Origin of the sequence: Micromonospora aurantiaca ATCC 27029 (assembly GCF_000145235.1) — a bacterium.
GTDB lineage: Bacteria > Actinomycetota > Actinomycetes > Mycobacteriales > Micromonosporaceae > Micromonospora > Micromonospora aurantiaca.
This window is the reverse complement of record NC_014391.1, coordinates 4,277,008-4,293,568: the sequence shown is the minus strand read 5'-3', so window position 1 is coordinate 4,293,568 and position 16,561 is coordinate 4,277,008. Positions and strand designations below refer to the sequence as shown.

At 74.2% G+C, this 16,561-nt stretch carries 11 protein-coding genes; 8 read left to right on the top strand and 3 right to left on the bottom strand.

Annotation, left to right across the window (positions count from 1 at the left end; all coding sequences use genetic code 11):
• The first annotated feature begins 4 nt into the window (after positions 1–4).
• The 4 genes from MICAU_RS19055 (at position 5) to MICAU_RS19040 (ending at position 6,879) form a co-directional block, all read left to right on the top strand.
• Positions 5–3,292 carry a right-handed parallel beta-helix repeat-containing protein gene (locus tag MICAU_RS19055; protein ID WP_041799046.1) on the top strand — a complete coding sequence of 1,096 codons (3,288 nt, stop codon included), beginning with the start codon at positions 5–7 and terminating at the stop codon, positions 3,290–3,292.
• A 50-nt stretch (positions 3,293–3,342) separates the two neighbouring features.
• A complete protein-coding gene (locus MICAU_RS19050) occupies positions 3,343–3,642 on the top strand; it encodes a YbaB/EbfC family nucleoid-associated protein (RefSeq protein WP_369752305.1) in 300 nt (99 codons plus the stop codon).
• Positions 3,643–3,761: 119 nt separating this feature from the next.
• A complete protein-coding gene (locus tag MICAU_RS19045) occupies positions 3,762–4,397 on the top strand; it encodes a helix-turn-helix transcriptional regulator (RefSeq protein ID WP_174361720.1) in 636 nt (211 codons plus the stop codon).
• A gap of 1 nt (position 4,398) precedes the next feature.
• The gene (locus tag MICAU_RS19040) at positions 4,399–6,879 is read left to right on the top strand and encodes a hypothetical protein (RefSeq protein WP_013286976.1); all 2,481 of its coding nucleotides are present in this window, start codon (positions 4,399–4,401) and stop codon (positions 6,877–6,879) included.
• Positions 6,880–6,907: 28 nt separating this feature from the next.
• Here MICAU_RS19040 and MICAU_RS19035 read toward each other — a convergent pair whose 3' ends face one another.
• The 3 genes from MICAU_RS19035 to MICAU_RS19025 form a co-directional block, all read right to left on the bottom strand.
• Positions 6,908–8,959 (bottom strand): ATP-binding protein, encoded by a 2,052-nt coding sequence (locus MICAU_RS19035; protein ID WP_013286975.1) that lies wholly within the window; start codon positions 8,957–8,959, stop codon positions 6,908–6,910.
• The gene (locus tag MICAU_RS19030; RefSeq protein WP_013286974.1) at positions 8,956–11,148 is read right to left on the bottom strand and encodes an ATP-binding protein; all 2,193 of its coding nucleotides are present in this window, start codon (positions 11,146–11,148) and stop codon (positions 8,956–8,958) included. The genes MICAU_RS19035 and MICAU_RS19030 overlap by 4 nt, the downstream gene beginning before the upstream one ends.
• A 289-nt stretch (positions 11,149–11,437) precedes the next feature.
• Positions 11,438–12,652, bottom strand: a complete 1,215-nt coding sequence (locus tag MICAU_RS19025; RefSeq protein ID WP_013286973.1) for a cellulose binding domain-containing protein — start codon at positions 12,650–12,652, stop codon at positions 11,438–11,440.
• Between the two features lie 295 nt (positions 12,653–12,947).
• Here MICAU_RS19025 and MICAU_RS19020 point away from each other — a divergent pair, with 295 nt between their 5' ends.
• The 4 genes from MICAU_RS19020 to MICAU_RS19005 all read left to right on the top strand — a co-directional run bounded on the left by MICAU_RS19020 (position 12,948) and on the right by MICAU_RS19005 (position 16,558).
• Entirely contained in the window at positions 12,948–13,292 is a 345-nt protein-coding gene (locus tag MICAU_RS19020; protein ID WP_013286972.1) for a hypothetical protein, read from the top strand.
• A 64-nt stretch (positions 13,293–13,356) separates the two neighbouring features.
• Positions 13,357–13,998, top strand: a complete 642-nt coding sequence (locus MICAU_RS19015; protein WP_013286971.1) for a DUF1700 domain-containing protein — start codon at positions 13,357–13,359, stop codon at positions 13,996–13,998.
• A 319-nt stretch (positions 13,999–14,317) separates the two neighbouring features.
• Positions 14,318–15,613 carry an ABC transporter substrate-binding protein gene (locus MICAU_RS19010; RefSeq protein WP_013286970.1) on the top strand — a complete coding sequence of 432 codons (1,296 nt, stop codon included), beginning with the start codon at positions 14,318–14,320 and terminating at the stop codon, positions 15,611–15,613.
• Between the two features lie 27 nt (positions 15,614–15,640).
• A complete protein-coding gene (locus tag MICAU_RS19005; RefSeq protein WP_013286969.1) occupies positions 15,641–16,558 on the top strand; it encodes a carbohydrate ABC transporter permease in 918 nt (305 codons plus the stop codon).
• The last annotated feature ends 3 nt before the right edge of the window (positions 16,559–16,561 follow it).

Sequence of the window (16,561 nt, the reverse complement as noted above, 5' to 3'; positions counted from 1 at the left end):
CGCGGTGAGTCGGCAGGTTCTTGTGGTGGGCGACCGGAAGCCGGGCTCGTACCCGACGATCGGCTCCGCGCTGTCCCGGGCCGAGCCCGGCGCCACTATCGACGTCCACCCCGGCCGGTACGTCGAGAAGCTCGTGGTCGGTGACCGGGTGACGATCAGCGCGGCCCGGCCCGGCACCGTCGAGGTGCAGGTGGAGGAGGGCAGCGTCCTCGTCGTACGCGGTGAGGGCGCCCAGCTGCGCGGCATCACGCTCAGCAGCGCCGACACGACGCTGGCGGCGGTAGACGTGTACGCGGGCGAGGTGGCGCTCGACGACTGCCGGGTCAGCGGCGCCTCCTGGGTGACGCTGCTGGCCCGGATGCAGGGCACCGTCGCGCTGCGTGGCTGCGACGTGACCAGCTCGGCGGGCGCGGGTGTGGTGGTGATGTCGGCCGGGTCGAGCACGATCGAGGACACCGACGTCCACGACGTCGCCACGAGCAGCGTCGTGGTGGGGGAGCAGAGCGCCCTGACGCTGCGCCGTTGCCGCCTGCGCACGGCCGGCGCGAACAGCGTGTGTGCCGGCGGCGACGCCCGGCTCACGATCGAGCAGTGCGAGATCACCGGGGCCGGCAAGCCCGCCCTGGTGGTCGAGCAGCGCGCCTGGGCGCGCATCCGCGGCCTGGCCGTCACCGGCAGCGGCAACGTGGACGTCTTCGTACGCGGCGAAGGCGACGTGCAGATCAGCGACTCGACGTTCACCGGCGCCGCGGTGCAGTCGGCGCACATCGCCGAGGGCGCGTCGCCGTCGTTCCGCAACTGCACGTTCGGCGGTGCCGGGCACACCGCCGTGCAGGTGCTCGGCGGCGGCCGCCCGACCTTCACCGACTGCACGGTCCAGGACGCGCCGGTCGGGGTCGCCGTCACCGGCGGCTCGCCCCGCTTCCTCGGGCTGACCGTGCGGGGCACGCGCGACAACGTCGCCGTGCTCACCGGTGAGTCGGCTGTCGTGCTCCAGCGGCTGCGCGCCGAGATCACCACGGGCAGCGGGGTGCTGGTCCAGGACGGCGCCTCACTGGAGGGCACCGACCTGGTGATGGACGCGGGCGAGGCGACAGCGCTCGCGCTGACCGGCCCCGCGCGGGGCGTCGTGCACGAGGCCCGCCTCACCGGAACCGGCGTGGCCTGCGTCCGGGTGGGCGCCGGCGCCGACCTGACGCTGCGCGCGTCCCTGCTGCGGGGTGCGGGCGTGCTGGCCGAGGGGACGCTCCAGCTCGGCGACAGCGAGATCGTCGGCGCGGCCCGCGACGGCCTGCGGGTCACCGGGTCGGCGACCGTCACGCAGACCCGGGTGCGCGACGCCCGGGCCGACGGGATCGTCTTCGAGGCGGGCTCCCGCGGGTCGGTGAGCGACGGGGAGGTGCTGGGCAGCGGCGGGGCCGGCATCGGCGTGGACACCGTGGAGCCGGTGGCGCTGACCCGGTGCGTGGTGCGCGACAGCGGCGGCGAGGACGTCCGCCGCGGGCCCGGCGCCACGGTGACGACCGAGGCGCTGACCGTGGGCCGCCCGCAGGCCACCCCGGCGCCCGCCGGCCCGCCGGCCGCCGCGCCGGTCCCGGTGGCCGGCGACGAGGGTACGGCGGCGGAGAGCGGCGCGGACGAGCTGAGCGAGCCGCTTCGCGAGTTGAACGGGCTGATCGGTCTGCGCGGGGTGAAGCAGGAGGTCACCGCGCTGATCAACCTGATCAAGATGTCGCAGGTCCGGCTCCAGATGGGCCTGCCGATGCCGCCGATGAGCCGGCACCTGGTCTTCGCCGGGCCGCCCGGCACCGGTAAGACCACAGTGGCCCGCCTGTACGGCTCGGTGCTCAAGGAGCTGGGCATCCTGTCCAAGGGCCACATGGTCGAGGCGGCGCGGGCCGACCTGGTGGGCCAGTACATCGGCTCCACGGCGATCAAGACGACCGAGCTGGTCACCAAGGCGCTCGGCGGCGTGCTCTTCATCGACGAGGCGTACACGCTGTCCAGCGGCTCGGGCGGCTCCGGGCCGGACTTCGGCCAGGAGGCCATCGACGCGCTGATGAAGATGATGGAGGACCACCGCGACGAGCTGGTGGTGATCGTCGCGGGCTACTCCGAGCTGATGGAGCAGTTCCTCGCCTCCAACCCCGGTATGGCGTCCCGCTTCACCCGCACCGTCGAGTTCCCGAACTACTCCGTCGAGGAACTGGTCACCATCACCTCGAACCTGGTCAGCAAGCACTACTACGAGCTGACCGACGACGCGGTGGACGCGCTCACCGCGTACTTCACCCGGGTGCCGAAGAACGCGACGTTCGGCAACGGCCGGGTGGCCCGCAAGCTGTTCGAGGCGCTGATCAACAACCAGGCGTCGCGCCTGGCGACCACGCCGCCCACGAAGGACAGCGAACTCAACCGGCTCACCGCCGCCGACGTCGAACCCGAGCTGGCGCTGCTGGAGGACCTGCCGGTCGAGCAGGGCGAGCAGCCCGACGCGGCGACCGACCCGACCGGCGCGATCAACGCGGCCCGCAGCTGGAAGCGTATCTGCGGCCTGGTCGGCGGGCAGCGCGTCAAGGAGGCGGCCGGGCAGACGCTGTTGCAGCTCTGCGAGGGACGCAACCGCCGGCGCGGCCCCGGCCGCACCGGCAACGTGCTGCTCGGCGGCCGGGCCGGGAGCGGCCGCAGCGAGTACGCCCGGCTGTACGCGGCATGCCTGTCGGAGCTGGGCCTGGTGCCGGTCGGCCAGCTGGTGCGGGTGAGCACGAGCCGGGAGCTGGCGCCGCAGTGGCCCGGCCAGGCCGGGAGCCTGGTGGACGCGGTCCTCGACGACGCGGCCGGGGGCGTGCTCCAGCTCGACTACGTCGACGACTCCTCGGGCGTCGCGCCGGAGATCGCCGAGGCGCTCGTGAGCCGGATGCGTTCCCGGCTCGGCGATCCGGTGGTGGTGCTGACCGGCGAGGAGGCGGCCTTGGCGAGCCTGCGGACCGCGGTGCCGGCGGTGAACGAGGTGTTCGGCCAGCAGTGGTCGGTGCCCGAGTTCAGCACCGACGAGCTGGCCACCGTCGTGCTGCGGCACCTGGTGCGGCGGGGCCATGAGGTGCCCGACGACGTCCGGGCCGCGCTGACGCAGATGGCCGGCCGGCTGCCCGAGCGCACAGTCCACGCCGCCCACCAGTTCTCGCTCGCGCTGACCCGGCGCACCGGCTCCCGTACCCTCGCGCTCGCCGACCTGGCCGCGCCCGGCCCGGCGGCCGGCGAGCGGCTCGGCGGCCTGGCCGCCGTCGGCTGACCACCCGCCCACACACAGAAAGGCCCGGCATGCAGCCCGAGTCCACGCCGATCCCACCCTCGTTCCAGGAGTTCATGGAGAACGCGCAGCGCCTGGAGGACCAGATGCGCAACGCGCAGTCGGAGCTGGAGCGGGCGATCGTCACCGGCCGCTCCCAGGACGCCACTGTGGTGGTCATGGCCAGCGGCCTGGGCAAGGTCCAGGCCGTCCGGGTCGACCCACGGGTGTACGAGCAGCGTGACGCAGCGTCGTTGCAGACGGCGATCATGGAGGCGATCCAGGCCGCCGCCGCTAACGCCGGGAAGCTCGCGACGGAGAAGATGGGCCCCGTCGAAATCAATCTTCACTGACTGAAAAAAGTCTGACCAGAGGTTATGGGCAGATCTTCATGGCTCGACGCCATCAGGAAAGAGAGTGTGGAGATTTCTTGAAGGACTCTCCATGAGACTGTCAGCCCCTACTGACAGTGATGGAGATGGCTGTGGAGCAAGTTGCCGTCTTTGTGCACGCGCCCGACCCGCTGACCCACACCGGCCTGACCGCCCACCTCCGGTCGCGCTCCGACATCACGCTGCTGGAGAGCGCGGACCGGACGCGGGCGCAGGTGCTCGTCGTCGCCGCGGAGCGGCTCACCACCGACGTGATCGCCATGCTGCGCCTCGCGGCGACCGAGATCGGCGCCCCGGTCGTCCTGATCACGACCGAGGTCAGCGAGCAGGAGCTGCTGACCGCTGTGGAGTGCCGGGTGGTGGCGGTCCTGCCGCGCGTGGCGGTCACCGCCGAACGCCTCGTGCACAGTGTCCGGGCGGCCGCCTCCGGCGGCGGCGTGCTGCCCCCGAACCTGGTGGGCGAGCTGCTCAAGCACATCGAACGGCTCCAGCGCGACGTGCTCAACCCCAACGGGCTCAACGCCTCCGGCCTGACCGCGCGCGAGATCGACGTGCTGCGGCTGATGGCCGAGGGCTTCGACACCAACGAGATCGCCGACGAGCTGCGCTACTCCGAACGCACTGTGAAGAACGTCATCTACGGCCTCAACCACCGGCTGAAGCTGCGCAACCGCTCGCACGCGGTGGCCTACGCCCTGCGCTCCGGCATGATCTGAGGTGATCACGCGCCACACCGTCGGCAACGCCCTGGTGCTGCACGCCAGCGAGCGGATCAGCACGGAGGCCCGTACGGTCGCGCTGTCGGTGGACCGGGATCCCGACAACGACATCGTGATCCTGGACCTGCAACACGAACTGCCGTTCGACATCTGGGACACGGTCGCGACCGAGCTGCGCCGGCAACGCCTGCGCCGGGGCATCCGGCTGGTCGTCTGCGGCGCCCGCCCGGAGACCGGGGCGCTCGCCGGCCAGTGGCTCTCCGACCGGCTGGGCCGGCCGGTGATCGCCCCGTTCGGACGGATGATCCCGGGTGCGGCGGGACTGCTGTTCGTGCACGCCGCCGATCTCGGCGGCTGGGTCTGCTACCGGCGCGGCCACACGCCGGTCTGGCAGTCGAAGCGCTATCCCGTACCGGCCTGGGACGGCGCCGCCGTCGACCACCTGACGATCAGCTCGACCTGTGCCGCCGAGCCGCTGCCCGGCGGTGTCTGGCTCCGGGAGAGCCGCGACGAGGCCGCAGTCGCCGTACACGGAAGCCACCTCACCTCGACGATGCCGTGCCTGCCGGACGCCATGCCGGTCCTGGTGGGCTGCCCCGGCACGGCGCCGCTGCGCCTGGACGACATCGCCCGGTTCTGGCGCGGCCTGGCGCCCGAGGGCCGCGAGCACGCCCGCTTCGTCCAGTACGGCCCGGTCGCGCTGCCCGACGGCGAGCAGTTCGGGCAGGCGCTGGCCGACCTGCTGCGCAGCCCGGTGCGCGTCTTCACCGGCGTGCCCAGCGGCCGGCCCGACGGCCCGGCCATGTTCACTGTCGACGCCGACGGGCGGCCCGGCTGGCAGGTCTTCGCCGAGGAGCTGGCCTACCGGCCCCGGGAGACGCTGGGGGCGAAGGCGGTGACGCCGCGCATCCTGCGTCACCGCGCGCCGCCGGAACTCGGCGAGCCGGTCGGTCCGCGCGTCTACCAGTACGCCCACGACGCGGTGGTCGAGGTGATCCCGTCCGGCCTCTGGCTGCGCGCCCCGGAGCCGCCCCGCCACGCCGACCGGATCCGCGCGGTCCCGATGGACCCGAACCGCGTCCGGCTGGTCGTGGACGACCCGGCGCCGGCCGCTGCCGACCGCCACCGGGAACTGGCCGGTGACCTGGCCGCGCGGCTGGACCCGGCGACCCGCAGGCGCGCGGCGGTGCAGCCGTCCTCGCTCGTGGCGCCGGGACGCCCGGGGCTCTCGGCGCGCGGGATCGAGGCCGGGACGTACCGGCACACGACGGGTCACGCCGCCGGACTGCTCCCCGCGCCGTCGGTGCCGGCGCCCGTCCCGGAGCCGGTGCCCGTCGCCGTGGCCGGCCCGCCCGCCCCGTCAACCGGCGAGGTGGCCGCGACCGTTCCCGCAGTCGCCGGTCCCGCCGCCCCGCCGGACACGCCCCTGCCGGGCGGCACCGGGCTTCCCGGCCCAGGGGCAGAAGCGACCAGGCCTCACGGTGCCGGGCCGGACGCGGCCGGGCTTCCCGGGGCCGGGCTGAGCGTTGTCGGGTCGGAGGTGGCTGGGCCTCACGCGGCTGGGCCTCACGCGGCCGGGCTCGACGGCATCGGGCCGGACGCGAACCCGCCGGATGCGGCGGCGCGGGACGTGGCCGGGCCGGTGCTCGACGGCGGCGCGGGCTGGGCGACCAGCCCGACGATGACGCTGCCGGTGCACCGCCCCGCGCCGGCGCCCGTCCGCTTCCAGCGCACCCCCGGCGACGACGCGCGGGGCGTACGCCCCGGCCCCGACCTGGACGAGGAGCGGGCCTGGTTCCGGCGCGCGTTCCGCCGCGAGATCGCCGCGGTCTCCGCCGACGTGGCGGACGTGCTCGCCGCGCATCCGGCGCTCGCCGGCGGCGCCGACGCGGTGGAGTACGCGACAGCCGTCCGCCTCTACCTCTCGGCCGCGGGCGACGGCCTCGACCAGGCGCTGCGGTCCGCCGAGCCGGGCGGACACGTGCCGTTCGCCAGGTGCGTGTCAGCGGGCGTACGCCGGCTGCCCGTGCACCGCGGCGTCGCGTACGCAGGCGCCGGGCTGACCACGGCGGACCTGCGCCGGATCGCGCAGCGGCGGGTGCTCACCGACTGGGGGTTCACCAACGCCCTCGCCGAGCCGCCCGCCGACCTGCCGGGCACGGTCGAGGTGCTGATCTGGTCGGCGACCGCGCGGCGCACGGCGGCGTTCGAGACCGGCGACGGCGTGCCCGCCCGGGTGCTGTTCCTCCCCGGTACGGCGTTCACGGTGCTCCAGGTGCAGGAGCCCGAGGCCGGTGCACCCGCCCGGCTGCTGTTGCGGGAACTGGCGGTGGAGGAGCCGCCCGTGGACGGGCGGGTACGCTTCGACGCCCTCGCCCTGGCCGCCCTGCGCCAGCACCTCGTGCGCCGCACCGGCCCGGGTACGCCGGTCCCGGCGGCCGCCGCACGCCGGTTCACGGGCGTTCCCGGGCTGCGCTGAGGCGCTGTACCGGCCGAGCGCCGAGGCGCTACCGGTCGAGACCGTCGAGGAGGGCGGCGAGCGTCGCCCGTTGCGCAGGCGGCAGCCGGTGGCTCGCCAGGGCGCGGCGTACCAGCTCGCGGGCTGCCTCCGGGGCCTGCCGGGACAGCTCGGCGCCGTGCGCGACCAGCCAGCCCACCAGCCACTCGTCCACCTCGGGCGGCCCGGCGAGCAGGTGGTCGGCGACCCGGGCGACGGGGCCGCCGTTGTCCGCGAGCGCCTGCGCCGCGTGCCGGTGCAGCGTCGGCCGTAGCGCGGCGGGGATGCTGCCGGCGAGGGCCCGCCGCAGCACCGGTTGCCGGAACGCCAGCTCGCTGCCCGCGTCCACGAGGACGTCGGCGGCGACCGCCTCCTCCAGGTCGGCCATCAGGTCGAACGGGGTCCGCCCGGTGACCGCCGCGACCTCCGTGACGGCGAACTCGTCGCCGAGCAGGGCGGCGTAGCGCAGCGCCTCCCGGGCGCCGGGGGAGAGGTGGTCGAGGCTGGCCCGCACGGTGTCCAGAAGCGAGCGCGGCATGTCGTCGGCCCGCGCGTCGACCTCGGCGAGCCCGTCGACCACCCGTACGCCGTCCTCCGCCACGAGGCCGGTGACCAGTTCCCGGGCGTACAGCGGGTTGCCGGCGGCCAGCGGCGCCAGCGACCGCAGCGTGGCGCCGGGCGGCACGCCAACGGTCCGGCTGAAGATCTGCTCGATGTCCGACGGGGGCAGGGGAGTGAGCCGGATCAGGTGCCCGGCGCGGGTGCTCACGCCGCGCCGCAGCCGGGCCAGGTCGCGGCGGCCGGGCTCGGGCCGGGCGGTCGCGACGAGCAGCAGCGGCAGCCACCGGGTCAGCGCGGCCAGCCGCTCCCAGGCGAGCAGGCTCACCTCGTCGGCCCACTGGAGATGGTCGACGGCCAGGACCAGCGGGCCCTCGGCGGTCAGCCGGCGGACGTGGTCGAGCACCCGGTCGACAGCCGTCGCCGGGTCGTCGTGCGGCGCGTCCTCCAGGCGCAGCGCCCGGCGCATCACGTGCAGGGGGATGCGGCTGCTGAGTTCCTCGGCGCTGCCGCGCGCGACCCGGTGGCCCCGCGCACGCGCCTCGTGCAGCGCCGCGTCGAGCAGCGCGGACTTGCCGATGCCCGGCTCACCCTCGATCCACACGATCGCGCTGCGGCCCTCGCCCACCGCGTCCAGCAGGTCGCGCAGCAGCGCCAGTTCGGCGTCGCGTCCGACCAGCCGGCCCCGCTGCGGTACGGGCGGCGCGGCCACCGCTGCCGGCACCTCCGCTACCGGCGTCACCGGTACGGCCGGAGGGGCCGCCGCCGGCTCGGCGAGGATCCGGCTCTGCAACTCGCGCAGCGCCGGGCCGGGCTCGACCCCGAGTTCGTCCACCAGCACCCGGCGCGCCGCGTGGAAGACGTCGAGCGCCTCGGTGCCCCGGCCGGCCCGGTGCAGCGCACACATCAGCAGCTCGTGGAACGGCTCGTGCAGCGGGTGGTCGCGGACCAGGGCGGTCAGGTCGGCGATGAGCGCGTCGTCGCCGCCGCCGGTCAGGACCAGCCGGGCCCGCCGCTCCGCCGCGGCGATCCGCATCTCGGTCAGGCGGTGCCGGTCGAGGTCGGCGAAGAGTCCGGTGACGTTCGCGTACGGCTCGCCCTGCCACAGCGCGAGCGCCTCGTCGAGCAGTGCGACGGCCGGTGCGGGCCGCCCGGCCGCGGCCGGTGCCACTGCGGCCTCGCACAGCGCCTCGAACCGGTCGGCGTCCAGCGCGCCCGGGTCGAGGCGCAACGTGTACCCGGCGCGGCCGGAGCGCAGCATCCCCCCGGCCGGGCCCAGGCTGCGCCGCAGGCCGGAGACGTAGGTGTAGATGTTGCCCGCCGCGGCGCTCGGCGCCGACTCGCCCCACAGCGCCCGGATCAGCTCGGCGCGGGTGACCGGGCGGTTGGCGTTCGCGGCCAGCATCGCGAACAGGGCCCGCCGCCGGGCCGGTCCGAGGTCGATCTCGACCTCGCCGTTCCAGGCGCGTACCGGCCCCAGAACGGTGACGCGCAGTCTCCTCACCGGTGCCCGACGACCGCCGGTCCGACGCTCGGGGACGGCCCGCCCGGGCCGGCGATCCGGCTCATCTCGGCGCGCGTCGCGGCGTCCCCGGTGTGCGCCGACACCCAGCTCGCCTCGGCGCCCGCGGGCAGCCCGCAGCGGTGCAGCACCCGGGCCAGTTCCGCGGTGAGTAGCTCGCGGGACGGCGCGGAGAGGCCGGGCGAGGCGACGGCGTGCCGCAGCACCGCGATCGCGGGCGCGGGGGCGACGGCGCCCAGTTGCGCGGCGTGCGTGGTCAGCCAGTCCTGCACCCAGGCGTCGACCGGCACCGGTCCGGCCAGCAACTGGCCCGCGACCCGGCCGAGGTCGCCACCTGCTTCGGCGAGCCGCTGGGCGAACTGCCTGTGCATCAGCACCCGCAGCGCGGTCGGGATCGCGCCGCGCAGGACCCGGCGCAGGACCGGATGCCGGAACCGCAGGCGACGCCCGTCCTCGACGAGGACCCCGGCGGCCAGCGCCTCCTCCACCGCGGGCACGAGTTCCGGCGCCGACTTGCCGGTGACCGCGGCCAGGTCGGAGACCAGGTAGTTGTTGCCGAGGAACGCGATCGCCCGCAGCAACTGGCGGGTGTCGTCGGCGAGCGGTTGCAGGTGCCGGGAGACCGCGTCGGTCAGCTCGGGTCCGGGCGTGTCGGCGGTCCGGCCGTCGCGGTCGGCGAGGACGAGATGACGAAGGTAGTACGGGTTCCCGGCGGCCGCCGCGACGAACGAGCGGGTGGTGCCGGGTTCCGGGCCGGGCGGACGGGACCAGTCGCGTACGAGCGCGGTCGCGGTGTCGTCGTCGAGCGGACCGAGTTCGACGAGCGTGGTGCCGTCGCGGGGCAGCACCCGGCGCAGGAGCCGCACCTCGTATCCGGCCGGAACCGGGCGGGCGGCCGAGACGAGCAGCAGCGGCAGCCGCGTGGTGAGCTTGTGCAGCGCGTGCCAGACCAGCAGCGACATGTCGTCGGCCCACTGGAGGTCGTCCAGGACCAGCAGCAGCGGCCGTTCGGCGCACCGCGCCACCACGAACCGCTGCACCGTGTCGATCACGGTCATGGTCGGCGGTGCCCCGGCCGTGCAGGCGTGCAGCGAGGCGGGCAGGCCGTCCGCGTCGTTGCCCAGGGAGAGGCACTCCAGCACGATGCTCAACGGCATCCGGTACGCCAGCTCGTCGCCGACGGCCCAGCCGACCTGGACGCCGAGCGGGGCCGCGCCGCTCAGTCCCTCGGCCAGCAGCGCCGACTTGCCGATGCCCGCCTCGCCGCTGATCCAGACGCTGCCGCCGCGTCCGCCGGCCAGGCCGGTGACCGCCGACCGCAGCCGGGCCAGCGCGGCGGAACGGCCCCGGAAGCCGGGGTGCCGCCGCGGGACCGGGCCGGGGCCGCGTGCCGGGGTCGCGGTGCCGGCCGACAGTTGTTCGTGGATCTGCCGGACGGCGGCGGCGGGTTCGGTGCCCGACTCCTCGACCAGCCGGTCCCGCAGCGTGGCGTAGAGCGCGAGCGCCTCGGCGGTACGGCCCTGCGCGGCGAGCGCGCGCATCGCCACCGCGTACAGGCTCTCCCGGGCCGGGTGGCGGTCGACGAGCGCGAGCAGGCGGTCGACGACCTCGGCGCCGCGTCCGAGGCCCAGCATCAGCTCGGCCTGCCGTTCCACTGTCGTCAGGTACAGCTCGCCCAGCCGGATCCGGTGGCCGGCGGCCCGTGGTCCCGGTACGCCGACGAGCGCCTCGTCGCCCCGCCACTGCGCGAGCGCGGCGTCCAGGGCGGCCAGTTCGCCGGCGGTGTCCCCGGTGGCGCGGGGCGCGCGGCTGCGTTCGCGCAACCGCTCGAAGCGGTGCACGTCGACGGCGTCGGCGTCGAGGTGCAGCCGGTAGCTGCCGCCCTCGGAGGTGAGCACCCGGCCGGAGGACCACCTGTCACGGTCCGGTTCGAGCATCCGGCGCAGGGCGGAGACGTACGTGTAGAGGTTGCCGGTCGCGCTGGCCGGCGGGTGGTCACCCCAGACGGCGGTGATCAGCTCGTCCCGGGACAGGCCCCGCTCCGGGGTGAGCGCCAGCGCGCTGAAGACGGCCCGGCGCTGAGCCGAGCGCAGTGGCAGTTCCCGCCCGGCGTACGTGATCCGGAGATTGCCCAGCAAGCGGATGTCGAAGCCACTGCACTGTGCCGTCATGCCGTCCTCGTGGTGACCGGATACCTGCCTCGGTGACAACCGTTCGGCGGAACCCTAGCCCAACCATCTACCATGTCAACTTCGTGTGGATGGCGGAAAGGCTTACGGCGCAGGGCTTTCCGGTGTACGTCGCGTTCATCTCCGGCTGCCGCCGGTAGCGCTAGCAGGCAGTCTTCCCGAGGGCGGGCCCGAACCGTCCACGACGGACCGGCGGGCGGCCGGGCGTCCCGGCGAGACGATACTCACCTCGGGCGGGGCCGGGGTCCGGCGCCGGCCCCGCCGAGGTGGTTCAGCTACCGGCGCAGGTGGCGGTGGCGCCGCCGCCGGTCCCGGTGCCCTGGAATCCGAAGGTGGTGCTCTGGCCCGCGCCCAGCCGTCCGTTGTAGCTCTGGTTGGCCACGGTGACGGTGCCGCTGGTGCCGCTGGGCACGCCGTTCCACAACGAGCTGATCGCGGCGCCGCCCGGCAGGGTGAGCGTCACGCGCCAGCCGGTCAGCGCGTTGCTCCCGGCGGTCACGGTCACGTTGGCGACGAAGCCACCGTTCCACTGGTCCTGGACGGCGTAGACGGCGGTGCAGGAGGCCCCACCCGGCGGGGGCGTGGTGGGCGGGGGCGTGGTGGGTGGCGGGGTCGTGGGCGGGGGAGTGGTGGGCGGCGGGCCGTCCAGCGTCAGGTTCTTCTGCTGGACGCTCCACTGGCTGCGGCACAGACCGCAGTCCGGGCCGACGAAGTTCGCGCCGGCGCCGACGTCGCCCTTCAGGCGCCACTTGAGGTAGAGCACCGCGACCCGGCCGAACTCGCCGCCGTTGGGCTGGTCGTACGTGCCGCCGTGCCCGACGTTCAGGTTGCCCATGAAGGCGGGCAGCCCGGCCGGCAGCTTGCCCCAGTCGTCCATCGCGTTCGGGTACGCGATGTCGCTCGGCCCGCCGACGAAGTACGCGATCGGCTTGGTCAGTCGCCGCAGCTGGTAGTCGTCGGCGTCGTTGAGCAGGCCGCTGCTGAAGATGCCGGTGGTGGTGACGCGCGGGTCGTTCGAGACCGCGTACGCCTCCAGGCCACCGCAGGAGAACCCGGCCACGGCGATCTTCGTGGTGTCGATCCGGTTGTAGTACCTGCTGCCCGGCCGGGAATTCTCCGCCACGGCCCAGTCGATGGACTGGGTGAGCATCTGGGCGTTCGTGGAGCCGGAGCCGTTCGGTGCGCCGTTGGCGATGGCGAGGAAGCCGTGGGAGGCGATCTCGCGCAGGAAGTTGCCCTGCGACAGGCCGTTGGCCGAGCAGCCGCCGTTGCCCCAGACCAGGACGGGAAGGCGCTCGGACGGGAGCGTCTGGGGCCGGAAGATGGTGTGGTTGGGCAGGCTCGACGAGGTCTCGTAGTCGGCGGGGTAGGGCCCCGAGCCGCCGATCGCGGCACCCGCGGGTGTCGCGCCGAGCGCCACGACCACGGAGGCGAGCGGGACGAGGGCGGCCGCCAGCCCCGCGTAGATCTTCGATCGTCTTCTCATGCGCCCTCCAGGGGACACGTCGTGACGGCGCTCCCTGGATGGTGGTGGTGGCGGTGGGTCGGCCACGTCGGTGTGGCGCCGCCGCGATGCGTCCCCGCGGAGGGACCGGCGGGAGCTTTTGCAGTTACTATCACCGCCGTAACAAAATGTGTCAATACACGTTGGTCGATGCCTGACACCGATTTGGTTGACAACTCAACCTTCCTGCGGCACCGTTGGCATCGATGCGCATCGCTCCTGACGGGGTGGGAAACCGCCGCCCCCTCTTGGCCGCCCACCGTCCCTGGAGGACAGAATGCGCACGTCCACCATGCGAATCGCCGCCGGTCTCGCCGCCGCGGCCCTGACCGTCCCGCTGTTCGCCGCGCCCGCCGCCGCCGAGCCGGCCACGATCCCGAACCCCGACACGGGCCTGGTCTTCTACTCCAGCGATCCGCTCGCCGTGGTCGCCCGGCAGGCCGCGCCGGACGACCTGTGCCGCCCGTTCCCGGCCGACGCCGACTGGCTGCTCGGCTGGAGCGGCGGCTTCCAGAACGTCATCGGCTACCAGTCCGCCGACTGCAGCGGGCACGGGTACGGGCTCGGCCTGTTCCGGGGCTGGACGACGCGCGGCACCTTCGGCTCGTACAAGACGCTCTGACCGACCCCCGCGACGCCGGTCCGCGGTACGCCGAGCGCGGCGTGCCGCGGACCCCTCGCGCCACATGTCTTGCGCGCACATCGCCGACGCGCTGGACAGCGGACGCGACACCGCCGAGATCCTCGCCGGTCTCGGCGCACCGAGCGCGGTGGCGGGCCAGGCGCGGGAGGAACTGGGCCTGCCGGTCCGGGACGGCGCGGAGCGGGCCGCCCGGACGCTGTCAGTGGTCGCGGTGGCCGCCGGTGTGCTGATCGCCGTGTGCGTGAGCTTCCTGCTGCCGTCCGCGGTGCCGGTGGACCCGCTCGGCGCGGACTCCGGCGAACAGGGCGTCGTCCGGCGGTTCGGCCCCGGCATCGCGTTGCTCACGCTGCTGCCGGCGCTCCTCGTGGCCGCGCCGCTCGTGCTGCGGGGCCGGTCCCGCAGCACGGCACGGTTCGCCGGCGCGGCGGCGCTCGTGCCGTGGGCGATGCGGCGAGGCGCCGGTGCACGGTGGTGGCGCTACCTGACCGGCGGCTTCGTGGCGATGCCCGGCGTGCTCGTGACCGTTGCGACCGTCGGTGGCTCGGTCGGCATCGGCTGGGCGGGTGCGGCGCTGTGGATCGCCGGACCCCTCGTGGTCGGCGCGCTGTGCGCGTACGGGATCCGTGCGTGGTACGCGGTGACCGCCCTGGCCGGCGTAGGCCGCGTCGCTCGCCGCCCACGGTGACCCGGCCGCAACGCCCGGCCCGTCGCCGCGACCCGCGCCGGCCCCCGGAGCCTGACCGGGGCCGTGACGCCGGCGGCGCCGGGCGCGGTGAGCTGACCCGGTGGCCGGCCGGGGGTGCCGGTGCGGCGGGGCGCCACACGCCACCCTCCGGATCGAGGTATTGACACCTGCCTAAGTGGACGCCGAGAATTCTCCGAAAAGGTTTTCGGAGAATTCTCGGCCCACCTCGCCGGGCTGAGCCCGAGGGCCGGCATCGGCAACCGCTTACCGCTTCAGCCGTGGAGCCGGCTCCGGCTCCCTCAGAGAACGGGAGGCCGACATGACGATCACACCGAGCCGACGCGGACGGCGGTGGCTGGCCGGGCTCACGGCGGCCGTGCTGGTTCTCGGCGCGGCGGCGTGCGACGACGACGGCGGCGACGACGGGGCACTGGCCCAGGCCGGCCCGAACGGGCTCGACGACGGCAGCAAGCTGACGCTGTGGACCCGGGCGCCGCTCGAGAAGCAGGCGAAGCTGCTGGTCGAGGCGTACAACGCCAGCCACCGGAACAAGGTCGCGCTGGCCGTCGTCCCCAACGACGACTACGTCGCGAAGGTGGGCGCGGCGGCCGGCTCCGGCAGCCTGCCGGACCTGTTCGCCGCGGACATCGTGTACGTGCCGAACTGGGTGAGCCAGGGACTGTTCCAGGACCTCGGCGCCAACATCGACGGCCTCGACTTCAAGGACTCGGTCAACAAGGGCCACCTCGCCGCCGGTACGCGTGACGGCCGGAAGCACGTGCTGCCGTTCGTGCTCGACCTGTCGATGCTGTTCTGGAACAAGAAGCTGTTCCGGGAGGCCGGGCTCGACCCGGACCGGGCGCCGGCGACCCTCGCCGAGTACGCCACGGCCGCCAAGGCCGTCCAGGCCATCGGGAGGGACGGTGTCTACGGCACCGCCACCGGCCTCAACTGCGGCGGCTGCCTGGCCTTCACCTGGTTCCCGTCGATCTGGGCGGCGGGCGGCGAGGTGCTCGGCCCGGACGGCACCACCTCCGAACTCGCCGGAGACACCGCGGAGAAGGTCTACCGCACCTGGGCGGACCTGTGGCGCTCCGGCGCGGTCCTGCCGTCCTCGGCGGGGGAGACCGGTCCGACCTGGACCGCGGCCTTCACCGAGGGCAAGGTGGGCCTGATGTTCTATCCGGCGACGCTGCTCTCCTCGACGCCGTTCGACGTCGGGGTGGCCGGCATCCCCGGCCCCGACGGCGGTGCGTCGACATTCGTCGGAGGCGACGGCATCGGCGTGTCGAAGGACTCCCGGAAGTCCGGGCAGGCCTGGAACTTCCTCAACTGGTTGATGTCGGAGCAGGCCCAGGTGGAGGTGCTGGCGAAGAACAAGGACGTGGTGTCGCGCTCCGACCTGGCGGACAACAGGTACGCCGCGCGGGATCCCCGCCTGGTCACCGTCAACGAGGTGGCCGGCAAGGGCGACACCCCGGTCGCCCTGAACTTCCAGCAGGCCTTCAACGCCCCGGGCAGCCCCTGGCTCGCCCTGGTCCGCGGCCAGGTCCTCCAGGGCGGCGGCGACATCCAGAAGCAGAACGACCAGATCACCGCCGTCCTGAAGCAGTAGGCCGCGGCGGGGGAGCGAGGAACTGCCATGGAGGTCACCGCACCACCGGATCCGCGCCGCGCGACGACCCGCCGCCGCTTCCGTTCCGGACGCCGGCAGGCGCTGCTCGGCTGGCTGTTCGCCGCACCCACAGCGGCCTTCGTCGCAGCGCTGTTCGCCGTTCCCCTGCTGCTGGTGCTCAAGATGGCGGCGTCGAGGTGGCCGTTGCTGGCCGGCGACCAGGGACTGAACGCGCCCGACAACGTCACCCGGGCGGTGAGCCACCGCTTCTTCAGCGACTCGGTCGTCTTCACCGTCAAGTACACACTGCTCGCGACGGTGCTGCTGATCGCGCTCGGGCTGGGGCTGGCACTGCTCGTACAGGAGTCGAGCCGGTGGAACAACCTGCTGCGCGCGTCGTTCCTCGTCCCCGGCGCCCTCGGGCTGGCCTCGGCGTCCCTGCTGTTCTACGTGATCTACTCGCCGTACGCCAGCCCGTTCGCGCCGGTGATGCGCCGGCTGGACGTCACGTTCCTCGGCTCACCGAACGCGGCGCTCCTGTCGACCGTCTTCCTCGTCGTCTGGCGCTACGCCGGCTTCTACATGGTGCTCATGCTCGTCGGCCTCCAGAGCATCCCGGCGGACGTCTTCGAGGCCGCGCGCGCGGACGGCGCGAGCCGTTGGCAGACGTTCCGGCGGGTGACCCTGCCGCTGCTGCGCCCGACGCTGGCGCTGACGACGGTGCTCTGCGTGACCGGTTCCCTGCTCGCGTTCGAACAGTTCTACATCCTCACGAAGGGCGGCCCGGACAACAGCACCGTCACCGTCGTGCAGCTGATCTACATGATCGCGTTCCAGGGCCAGAACGACCTCGGCGTCGCCGCCGCGCTGTCGGTCGTCGTCCTGGTGGCCCTGGTCCTGCTCAACGCGCTGCAACTGCGCGCCTTCCGGCCCGAGGAGCGCTGAACC